Origin of the sequence: Paeniroseomonas aquatica (assembly GCF_030409335.1) — a bacterium.
GTDB classification, from domain to species: domain Bacteria; phylum Pseudomonadota; class Alphaproteobacteria; order Acetobacterales; family Acetobacteraceae; genus Belnapia; species Belnapia aquatica.
The window spans coordinates 1-10,494 of the sequence record NZ_JAUFPN010000295.1 but is presented as its reverse complement, the minus strand read 5'-3'; the positions used below and the strand labels follow the sequence as shown (position 1 = coordinate 10,494).

Sequence of the window (10,494 nt, the reverse complement as noted above, 5' to 3'; positions counted from 1 at the left end):
CTCAACAGGTAGGGCCTCCAGCAAACCCGGGGCGGTTCACGTCGTCGGTCGATTCCTCCGGTGAGCCGTAGATCAGCCCGTTCGGAAACAGCGTCGGCTGGCGTTTGTCGGTCGAGATCGCGTCATGCAGGTAGGTCGTGGGCTCCGCCCAGTCCCACAGCGTGACCACCATGTTACGCTCCAGCCCCTCCGGCCGGCGCGGCTGGTCGGCGGGTAGCTCACCGGCCGCGATGCGGTCGGTCCAGTCGGCAAAATTGGCGAGGCCCCGCTCCGGGCCCAGCCGGTTGATCGAAACGGCCATGTTGCCCATGGCCTGGCCGGACTGGATGCGCCGGGCCCAAAGCTCATGGGAGTTCGGGAACTCGCCGAGTTCCCGCCGCGGATGGCGGATATTCTGGCTGCCGAGCGCGTGGCATGACTGGCAGGACTGCTTGATGGTGTCGATCCAGGCGTACTGGCTCCGCATGAAGTCGGGGATGCCGTTGCCGCCACGGCCGTCGCCGGGGCCCGGGAATTGGTCGGCGCTCGGGATCCGTAGCATCGAGTACCAATACATGCCGGGATAGAGTTCGGCGGCGGCGGCAGGCGTCGGCGCCAGTGTCGCGGTCAGGTCGATCGGCCGGCCCGGGGTAGCGTCCACGCGCGGGCTATCGACCAGGCCGTAGCCGCGCACCCAGATCTCGTAGCGCGCATCGGGCAGATCGGGGATGAGGTAGCGCCCGGCCTCATCGGTGACGACGATCTTGGCGTATTTCGTTGGCAGGTCGGAGGTCTCGGCGATGACCCATACGCCGGCCTCAGGACCATTGGCGCCATGGACCGTGCCGCCGATGTCGGTGGCAGCAACCTCCGTCCTGGCTGCCGTCATGGTCTGTGCGCTGACACCTGAGGCGGCCGGTGCAAGCAGGGACGCAAGCAAAGTCGCCGATGCGAATGCATTCAGGTCCAGCTTGGACATGCCTCACCCTCTGCTGCCGCCTTGGTGCGGCTTTGGGTCTTAGCAGGAGGCAAGCGAACAGGGCTGTCAATCAGCAAATGGCTGCCGCCGACAAGGCATCCTCCGCAGCAATGCCTGCGGTGGTGGAACGGTCCAATGAGCAACCCTGCGCTCGATCATTGCCGGTTCGACCGCATGGACGGTGTCAGGCCCCTTGTACCGCGGCTTCGCCGATCGTTGATATCGCCGACAGGGCGCGGCGCGTCAGTACGGCGTTGATGCCATCTGCCAGGATGGCGACGCCGTTCCAAATCCTCTCGCCTTGCCGGACAGCGTTGCAGCCGGCCAAGCGCCACGCCTCGTCAGGGAAGGCCTTTGTTCAGCTTCCAGCTCCTGTCAGGCAGACGACATCGGGTCTGGCTTCATCCAGCCATTCAGAAGATTGGGCAGGCGCCTATTGACGTTGTTGATGGTGAAGTTTGCGCGCTTCACGCGGCATCTTCTCCATCAGGCCGCGATGGGGCACCCGCATCGCCATCTCGGACCTACCGGGCATCGCTGAGTTGCCACTGCAGGGCAAAGGCGAGCTGGTAGCGAGGCGTGTCACGTGTCGTCCCGAAACCAGCGGCGAGGCCCAGCACAAACCGGTCGCCTCGAAGTCGGTGACGCACCCCCGCCTGAATGAGGCTGTAGTCGCGGTCGCCCCGTTCCTGCTGCTCACGGGCGTAAGTCAGGACGAGGGCAGTGACCGGGGACACCGCCTGGCCGATCGAGGCATTCACGAGATAGCGGTTCGGCCGCTCACCGGGTTGCGGGTCCAGGCGAGACGTCCAGCCAATGTTGAGATGCGTGCCGATGGCTTGCTGACCGAAGGGGAAGGTCCGGCCTATCAGCGCCATGGTCTCCGCTTCATAAGCCGGCTTGCCGGGGCCATAGAGGGTCCGTAGCCGCATCAGGCCCGCGACGGCTGGATACCCACCGCGACCGTCACTGAACTCATAAAGCGCGCCAATCCGGGTCGAGCCACCCCAGGCGGCCTGGCCTCCATCCTCCGAAGGGGTGAGGGCATCACTGACTGTGCCCAGCTTCCGACGGGTCTCCAGATTGCCGTAGGCTCCAACCTGGCCGATGCGAAGCTCCAATCCTGGTACGACACCCATTGATAGCTGGGTCTCAACGGCACCGGTGTTGCGCACTGAACCTCGCCGTGCCCGCTCGTAGGCACCAACGAATGCCGCTTCGGCGGCGCCTGGTTTGGCGGCAATCGGATCGGTAATCTGGAACGGGTCGTCGGCCAGCTCGATTGGCTCCTCGACCGCTGCGAATGTCGGCGTGACGGACCAGAGGAGCATGGTTGCCAGAAGTGCGGTGGGATGACCCGGAGGAAGGAATCTGAGCATTCACTAGCCCTACCGGCTGGAAGCTTTACCTCGCAACCGCCAGCGGCATACATTCCGGCATCACCACGGGTCAAGCTAGTTGGTGGGAGTTCCGAGACTCTCACATTCTTGCTTTTCGAAGGTTGGGCCATTTCCCAATCATGAATTTTAGTTGCTTTGTAATTCAATTTTCGATTAATGTGAATCAGTAAATTCTGTCGGTATTTTTTCGAACGCAAAATAACTGAAGCGTCAGACAGAAGCAGGTTTGACGCCTTCTGGGTAGCTTAAACAGACCTCTTTTCCCTGATGCACTTTGCGCGGTGGTGGAGCTGCTATTGGTGCCAGAGCCGCTGAAGCTGAGGGCGACCGTCCTCGCCTGCCTGACCGTGCAGCCCTAATTGATATCCTCCTTGTTCTGCAGATGAGCATCTCGTGGAAAATGCGCCTCAGGAGATGGGCTGCGACTGCGGCGTGACATGCTGGCACCGGCTGCGGGAGTGGCGGGAGACTGGCATGTGGAACCGCCTTCTGCATTCTCTCCGTAACCGCCTGGGACGACGTAGCACCATCGCCTTTCAGCGCGCCGCCCGCGAAAACGCGTCGATTACGGCAAAAAGGGGGGCGCGCGCAACCGGGGCCGAATACAATGGATTGGTGCAAGCCAGGTTCGAAATGCCATATCTCACTGATGCTAACGACAACCCGCTCGCAGCTCCCTGACGGGCGCCAGCCTGCACGACAGCAGGATGCCGGAGGAGGGAGTTGGCACCGTATCGCCGATCCCGCAGCCCTGTGGCAGGCCCCACGTTCGACCCAGCAATCTACACACCGACAAGACTTACGATCATCACCGCCGCCCCCAAGCCCCTGAGCCACCGCCACATCGCACGCTGCAGCATCGAGAGCAGCGCCAAGCCGGGTCGGCACCAGTGGGTCGTCAAGCGCAGCCTGACTTGTTCGGTCAGTTCCGACCGCTGGCGATCCGCAACAAGCGGCGTCCTAACATCCACACCGCCTTTCTCACACTTGCCTCCGCAATTATCGCCTGGCGCTTCGTTCTACAAGGGTCCTGTTAGGAGCTCTAAATTTGACTAAAATATGTGTTCATCTAATTGCATGCATCATTTCCAATTATCAGATCGACATTCGTCCAGATTTTTTCGAAGCGTAAAATTCAAGAATTTGGAGCTGCAATGGTAAATTCTTCTTCCTTTCGAAGCTCGGAAGACACGTACCAACTATCCCATTGTGAAAAAAGACGAAAAACTCTTACGTATCCTTTTGAAACCATCAATTCATCTAACGCTTTTTCATTGTTTTTGTTGTTTTCTACCGAAATGGCTTTAAAGCGGTGCTTAAAGCTGTATGAAGAAAGTATATCCAGTTCACTGCCTTCGGTGTCTATGGACATATAGTCAATTGCAGAGGGGGCGTTGTATTTCTCTAATAAATCATCCAATGATATTGTCTCTAGTCTTACGCGGTGACCTTGCCGTCGCGTCTCGGCGAAGTGATCGGCATCAGAAAATTGTTCAATCCCACTCAGTTCCGGATCGGTATCATTTGTCGTCACAAATGAAACAATGTCTCCTGATTTCGAAGAAATGCACTTCTTCTCAATAAAACATTTCCTATTGTTGATTAATTCTTGATGCCATATCGGATTTGGCTCGGCCAGGATGCCTTTCCATTCAAATTTCTTTTCAAGAAGCCAAGTATTGCTATTTTTTTTTCCATTCGTTGCGCCAAATTCAACGAAGAAGCCTTTCTTTTTTTCGTTAAGCTCAAAACAGACCCAAAGGTCTTGCATGATTTGTGATTTGGAATGGCGTCTTCGTGCCAGGCAGTAAGCGATGAACCCGATGTCGTCGTTCAATATTATATCCTGCACCTCAGGTCTGTTGAGGCGTATGGCATTGAAAATAAGCTTTTGTAATGCTGCATTCCCAATAAGTTTTTGACCTAATTTGGCAATCGGTGTCAGAGCTAGATTTTTAAAGATTCCCATAATAGTTCCTATAGCTGGTTTTCATTTCACGGCCTGCTTGCAACTATGGCAAGTTCGAGTGGAAACTAAATTTTAGGAGGTTTGCATTGCATATTACACAACTTCCGCGAGCATGCAGGAAAAAATGGTGCCGCACAGAATTTTTAAGAGGTGATGTTATGTGGAGCATCGATCAAATATCAGGCCGTATGAAAAATACAATATCAAAATAAAATTTGACAGTATAGTGCTTTATATGCTGCAGTTTTAGATTTTAGGCCGACGTTTCTTCTGTTTCTAAAAATTTTGGTTGAATATCTGGTGGAAAATCACAACCAATTACACGAGCTTCCATTTTCCTGTATGACACAAATCGAAATCTTTGCAGTATTTGGCTTGCGAGTGAGGCGAGCTTCGAAGCCACGGTGTCGGTACCGATGGCAAATCACTCCTATCCAACGATGCCCCCGAAAGCGGCACCGTGCCAAACGACTTTCGAAGGCATAAGCTTCTAATCTCATCACACTTATCCGAGCGGATTCGTTCCTCTTAGGCATCCGGTGCTGCAAGCCCGTCATCTCAGGGTTACTGCGGGGTTCAACTTCGCCGCAAGGCTCTGCCTCGCTGCCGACGCATGCCGACCGGCAGGGCAGCCTCAGACCCCATCCTCCCGCTCTTCCGCCGCCAGCATCGCCGCCTCGATCTGGCCGAGCAGGGCGTTAAAGTCCACCGGCTTGGCATGATAGGCATCGCAGCCCGCCGCCAGCGTCTTCTCCCGGTCCCCGGCCATCGCATGCGCGGTCAGCGCGATGATCGGGATGGCGCGGGTCACCGCGTGGTCCCGCATGGTGCGGGCGGCGGTCCAGCCGTCCATTACCGGCAGGTTCATGTCGAGCAAGATGACGTCGGGCCGCTCCGCGACGGCCGTGTCGACGCCCTGCTGGCCGTCATGCGCCAGGACGACGTCGAAGCCGCGGCGGCGCAGGCGGCGGGAGAGGAAATCCCAAAGCTCCTCGTGGTCTTCCACGAGCAGGATCTTGGCCATGTTGATGCTTCCACTGTGACGAAGGGCTGACGGGGATGGGTGGGATGCCGGCGCCGCGCTAGCCCGCTTGCGGCGCGCCGGCCTCCTGGGCCTGCGGCGGGTCGGCCCGGAGCCGGCCGGGCGGGGCGGGGACCACGCCGGGGACGCGATGGGGGGCGGCCAGGCGGCGCAGCTCGGCGACCAGCTCGGCCGGCGGCCGCGCCTCCGCCGGCAGCACCTGCCGCACCTGGCCGCGGAGCTTCTCCAGCTCCGGCGCGGCGATGTCGCCCTCGGCCAGGGCGATGATCGGCACCTTCGACCAGCGGGCATCGGCGTGCAGGTCGTTGATCAGGCCGAGCCCCTCGGAAAGCCCCGGCTTGACCTCCATCAGCAGCAGCCCGGGCGGGGCCTCCTCGGTGGCCATGCGCCGGCGGATCTCCGCCAGCGTGCCGGCCTCCTCGACCGACCAGCCCTCGCCCTCGAGCAGGCGGCGGAGGTCCGCCCGCTGCGTGCTGTCGCTCTCGAGGATCAGCGCGGTGGTGGTGGCGCGATAGCGCTCCAGCACCCCCTTCAGGCGGTGCCACTGCACCGGCTTGGTCAGGTAGTCCGCGGCGCCGAGCGAGAAGGCCAGGCCCCGTTCCTCGACGAAGGTGACCATGATGACCGGGATCTCCGCCAGCTCGGGGCTGGCCTTCAGGGACGCGAGCACCGACCAGCCATCCATCTGCGGCATCATGACATCGAGCAAGATGGCGTTCGGCTTCAGGCTGCGCGCCAGTTCGATCCCCGAGCGTCCCTCCGGCGCGCAGCGCACCGCGAAGCCCTCGCGCCGGAGGAAGCGGGAGACGAGCTCGAGCGAGGCCGGATCGTCATCGATGACGAGCACGAGGCCGGCCTCGCCGGTCTCGCCGGTGCCATCCTCGGCGGTGTCGCAGGCGGCCGGGGCCTCGGCGCGGATGGTCCGCAGGTCCGCCGGCAGCCGGATGGTGAAGGTCGAGCCGCGGCCGACCGTGCTCTCCAGCGTGATGTCGCCGCCCAGCATGGCGGCGAAGGCCTTGGTGATGGCCAGCCCGAGGCCGGTGCCGCCGAAGCGGCGCGTGGTGGAGCTGTCGGCCTGGGCGAAGCGGCGGAACAGCCGCGCCATCTGCTCCTCGGTCATCCCGATGCCGGTATCGGCGACCCGGAAGGACAGCCAGCCATGGCCCTCCGCATCCACCGCGCGGGACACCGCCAGGGTCACGCTGCCGCCCTCGGTGAATTTCGCCGCATTGCCGACCAGGTTGAACAGGCACTGCCGCAGCTTGACCGAATCCGAATGCATCGTCCCGACATCGCCCTCGATGTCGACCAGCATGCGGTTGCCCTTCTTCGAGACCAGCCCCTCGACCGTCGCCGCCACGTCGCGCACCAGCTCGCTGGCGCTGAAGTCCTCGGTCTGCACCTCCATGCGGCCCGCCTCGATCTTCGACAGGTCGAGCACGTCGTTGATCAGCGACAGCAGGTGCTGGGCATTGGAGGCGATCTTCCGGAGGTCGCCCTGCATCACCTCGGCCCCGTCCAGGTCGGCCGCCTCCTCCTCCAGCATCTCGGCATAACCGATGACCGCCGAGAGCGGGGTGCGGAGCTCGTGCGACATGTTGGCGATGAACTGGCTCTTGGCCCGGTTGGCATCGTCCGCGGCGTCCCGCGCCGCCTCCAGCTCCTCCTCGACGCGGCGCATCTCGGTGATGTCGGTATTGGTGCCGAACCAGCCGACGATGCGCGGCGCCGCGCCGGACGGGGCGGCGTCGTCGGCCTCGAGCAGCGGCTCGGCGCGCGAGAGGAACCAGCGATAGGTGCCGTCGGCGCCGCGCAGCATGAAGGTGTCCTCCCAGGGCGCGCCGGCCTCGATCGCCTGCCTGAAGCGGGCGGTGACCCCGGCCAGGTGGTCCGGGTGATGCACCGACTGCCATCCCCAGCCCATCATCTCCGCCTCGGTGGTGCCGGTGTAGTCGTACCAGCGGCGGTTGTACCACTGGATGGCCCCGGACTCGTCGGTCATCCAGGCCAGCTGCGGGATGCTGTCGATGATCAGCCGCGACCGCGTCTCGCTGCGGCGCAGCCGCTCCTCGGCCCGGCGCCGGGCGCTGGTGTCCAGCAGGAACAGGCCCAGGCCGCCGACCGCGCGGTCGGCTCCCTCGTGCCGCAGCGGGAAGATGCTGACCAGCAGGTGCCGCATGAAATTCGGCTGCTCCGGCAGGGCCAGCTCGACCTCGGCATTGGCGTGGCCGCGGCTGCCGTCGAGCACCGCCGTCAGCTTCTGGTCCATCTGCCGGCGGGCGGCTTCCGGCAGCAGCTCGGCCCCCCGGCGCGGCGTGACACCGAGGATGTGCTCGGCCATGTCGGCGAGGGCCCGGTTGCCCTGCAGCAGCCGCAGCCGGCGGTCGAGGAAGGCGACGCCGGCCGGGGCATTCTCCATGACGCCGGCGAGCAGCAGGTTGGCCTGGCGCTCCGCCTTGCGCCGCGAGATGGCCAGCACCAGCAGCAGCGCGCTGCCCAGCACCAGCATGCCGAGCGAGGCCGCAGCGGTCCGGACGAGGCGCTGGTTGCGCTGGTCGGCGATCGTCGCCGACCGGGCGCGGGCCGCATCCTGCAGGGTGGAGGCCGCGGCCCGCGAGCGGTCCATGATCGACCGGCCCTCGCCCGAGACCACGGCGGCGATCGCCGCCTCCGCCTGACCGCTGCGGCGGATCTCGATCACCCGGCGGGCCCAGTCGCGCTTGGCCTCGGCCAGGCGGCGCAGCTCCTCCCCGGGCGTGACCTCGGCCGCGGCGGCGGCCTGGCCGATGGCCGCCAGCCGGCTGTCGAGGGCGCGGCTGCCGACCAGGTAGGGCTCCAGAAACTCCTCCCGGCCGGTCAGCAGGAAGCCGCGCTGGCCGGTCTCGATGTCCTTCAGGTCGGAGACCAGCGCCTCGGTCTCCAGCACCAGCGTGCTGCCGGCGGTGATGCGGGCCTGGTCGCGGGCACCGGCGCCGTAGCCCCAGCCCGCCAGCATCAGCCCGGCGAGGATGAGCAGCGCCGCGGCCGGCATCAGCCAGCGCAGCCGCGCCGGGTCGCCGGCCAGGGCCGACTGGCCTGCCCGGGCGAGGGAGGAGGAGGTCTGGGTCAAGGGGCGGCGGTTCCTGAGGGAGCAATCTGAGCGCCGGACCGCCGCGTTGGTTCACCGGCCCGAACCCGCACGGATTCATCGGTCCGAACCCGCATGCGCCGCGGACGTTGCACAACGCCGCGCCCTCATCCTGGATCGATCGCCGCCCATGCTCTCCGTTGATGCCAAGCGGCCCGCCGCCGAGTCCGAGCCGGCGCCCGCCATCCTGGGCTCGGCCCTGTCCGGGCATGGGCTCGCCGCCCTCTTTGCGAGTGCCGTGGTCATCGCCGGCCTCTACCTCGGGCGGGAGCTGCTGGTGCCCCTGGTGCTGGCGATCCTGCTGGCCTTCGTGCTGGCGCCGCTGGTGCGGCTGTTCCGGCGGATCCGCATCGGCAATTCCCTCGCCGTGCTGCTCTCGGTCGGGCTCGGCTTCGCGGCGATCTTCGGCATCGGCGTGGTCGTCACCGGGCAGGTCACCCAGCTGGCGGCGCGGCTGCCCGAGTACCAGCGCAACATCGCCGCCAAGGTGGAGGCGTTGCGGATCGGCGAGCTGCTGGAGGAAGGCAATGCGCTGCTCGAGAGGTTCCGGCACGGGCTGGGGCGGAAGGACGTGGCAGTCGCGGCCGCGCCCGCCCCGGCGCCGGCCGGGAGCGAGGCCAGCGCCCTCGACGTCGTCAGCAACGTCGCCGAGCCGTTGCTCGCCCCGCTGGCCACCATCGGCATCGTCTTCGTCTTCGTGGTCTTCGTGCTGCTCTACCGCGAGGATCTGCGGGACCGGCTCATCCGCCTCGCCGGCGCCCGCGACCTGCACCGGACCACCCTGGCGCTGAACGACGCGGCCTACCGGCTGTCCCGCTTCTTCCTGGCGCAGGTCGCGCTCAACGCGGGCTTCGGCCTGTTCATCGCCGGCGGGCTCTGGCTGATCGGCCTGCCCAACCCCGTCCTCTGGGGGATACTGGCGGGGCTGATGCGCTTCGTGCCCTTCATCGGCACCTTCATCGCGGTGGTGCCGCCGGCCCTGCTGGCGCTGGCGGTGGACCCGACCTGGGCCCTGGCCATCTGGGTGCTGGGCCTGTTCCTCATCAGCGAGCCGGTCATGGGCCAGGTGGTGGAGCCGCTGCTCTATGGCCACAGCACCGGGCTGTCGCCGCTGGCGGTCATCGTCGCCGCCACCTTCTGGGCCTTCCTCTGGGGGCCGGTGGGGCTGCTGCTGGCGACGCCGCTGACGGTCTGCCTCGTCGTCCTCGGGCGGCACGTGAGCCAGCTCGAGTTCCTCGACGTGGCGCTCGGCGACCGGCCGCCGCTGCGGCCCGAGGAGACCTTCTACCAGCGCGCCCTCGAGGGCGATGCCGAGGGGCTGCTGGACCAGGCGAAGCGCCGCCTGCGCGACGAGCCGGTCGAGGCCTATTACGACGAGGTGGTGCTGCGGGGCCTGGCCCTGGCGGAGGCGGACTGGGCGGCCGAGGTCCTGGCCTCCGACCGGCTGGAGCGGATCAACCAAGCGGTGGGCGACCTCCTGGCCGGGCTGGCGCTGCCCGCCCCGGCGGCGCCCCGGGCGGGCGGGGCCTGGCGCGCCGAGGGTGCCGTGCTCTGCATCGCCGGCCGCGGCGCCTTCGACGGGCTGGCGGCGCAGGTGATGATGCGGGCGCTGCAGCAGCGCGGCTTCGGCGCCCTGGCCCTGCCGAACAACGCGCTCGAGACCGGCAACCTCCAGGCCCTGCAGGCGCATGCCGCCCGCTTCTGCCTGATCTCGGCGATCGAGGCCGGCAGCAGCGCGGTGGGGCTGCGCTACATGCAGCGGCGGATCCGCCGGACCATGCCGGAGGGGCAGCTGGCCATCGGCCTCTGGGGCGCCAGGCCCGGCAGTGAGATGCTGCTCGCCCTCTCGGAGGGGAAGGGGCAGGCGATCGTCACCTCCCTGCGGGAGGCGCTGGCCCTGGCCGAGGCGCTGGCGGAAGCCCCGGCGCCGGCGCCGGCGGTGCCGCAACCGGTGGCCGACTAGGGTCTGTGACCGGACTCAGCGATGCGCAAGTTGAT

6 protein-coding genes are annotated in these 10,494 nt (G+C 65.1%); 1 reads left to right on the top strand and 5 read right to left on the bottom strand.

The window, feature by feature from the left end; translation table 11 throughout:
• Nucleotide 1: 1 nt before the first annotated feature.
• The 5 genes from QWZ14_RS29900 to QWZ14_RS29880 all read right to left on the bottom strand — a co-directional run bounded on the left by QWZ14_RS29900 (nucleotide 2) and on the right by QWZ14_RS29880 (nucleotide 8,478).
• The gene (locus tag QWZ14_RS29900) at nucleotides 2-958 is read right to left on the bottom strand and encodes a carboxypeptidase-like regulatory domain-containing protein (RefSeq protein ID WP_290320718.1); all 957 of its coding nucleotides are present in this window, start codon (nucleotides 956-958) and stop codon (nucleotides 2-4) included.
• 524 nt (nucleotides 959-1,482) lie between these two features.
• Nucleotides 1,483-2,337 (bottom strand): hypothetical protein, encoded by an 855-nt coding sequence (locus QWZ14_RS29895; RefSeq protein WP_290320717.1) that lies wholly within the window; start codon nucleotides 2,335-2,337, stop codon nucleotides 1,483-1,485.
• Nucleotides 2,338-3,493: 1,156 nt separating this feature from the next.
• A complete protein-coding gene (locus tag QWZ14_RS29890; protein ID WP_290320716.1) occupies nucleotides 3,494-4,327 on the bottom strand; it encodes an FkbM family methyltransferase in 834 nt (277 codons plus the stop codon).
• Between the two features lie 634 nt (nucleotides 4,328-4,961).
• Nucleotides 4,962-5,351: a response regulator gene (locus QWZ14_RS29885; protein ID WP_290320715.1), complete on the bottom strand. Its 390-nt coding sequence runs from the start codon at nucleotides 5,349-5,351 to the stop codon at nucleotides 4,962-4,964.
• 58 nt (nucleotides 5,352-5,409) lie between these two features.
• Entirely contained in the window at nucleotides 5,410-8,478 is a 3,069-nt protein-coding gene (locus tag QWZ14_RS29880) for an ATP-binding protein (protein ID WP_290320714.1), read from the bottom strand.
• A gap of 148 nt (nucleotides 8,479-8,626) precedes the next feature.
• Between QWZ14_RS29880 and QWZ14_RS29875 the strand changes: the two genes are divergently transcribed.
• Nucleotides 8,627-10,459 (top strand): AI-2E family transporter, encoded by a 1,833-nt coding sequence (locus tag QWZ14_RS29875; RefSeq protein WP_290320713.1) that lies wholly within the window; start codon nucleotides 8,627-8,629, stop codon nucleotides 10,457-10,459.
• Nucleotides 10,460-10,494 lie beyond the last annotated feature (35 nt).

Coding starts and splice junctions, on each gene's coding strand:
- QWZ14_RS29900 (WP_290320718.1), bottom strand. CDS start 958: ATGTCCAAGCTGGACCTGAATGCATTCGCATCGGCGACTTTGCTTGCG.
- QWZ14_RS29895 (WP_290320717.1), bottom strand. CDS start 2,337: ATGCTCAGATTCCTTCCTCCGGGTCATCCCACCGCACTTCTGGCAACC.
- QWZ14_RS29890 (WP_290320716.1), bottom strand. CDS start 4,327: ATGGGAATCTTTAAAAATCTAGCTCTGACACCGATTGCCAAATTAGGT.
- QWZ14_RS29885 (WP_290320715.1), bottom strand. CDS start 5,351: ATGGCCAAGATCCTGCTCGTGGAAGACCACGAGGAGCTTTGGGATTTC.
- QWZ14_RS29875 (WP_290320713.1), top strand. CDS start 8,627: ATGCTCTCCGTTGATGCCAAGCGGCCCGCCGCCGAGTCCGAGCCGGCG.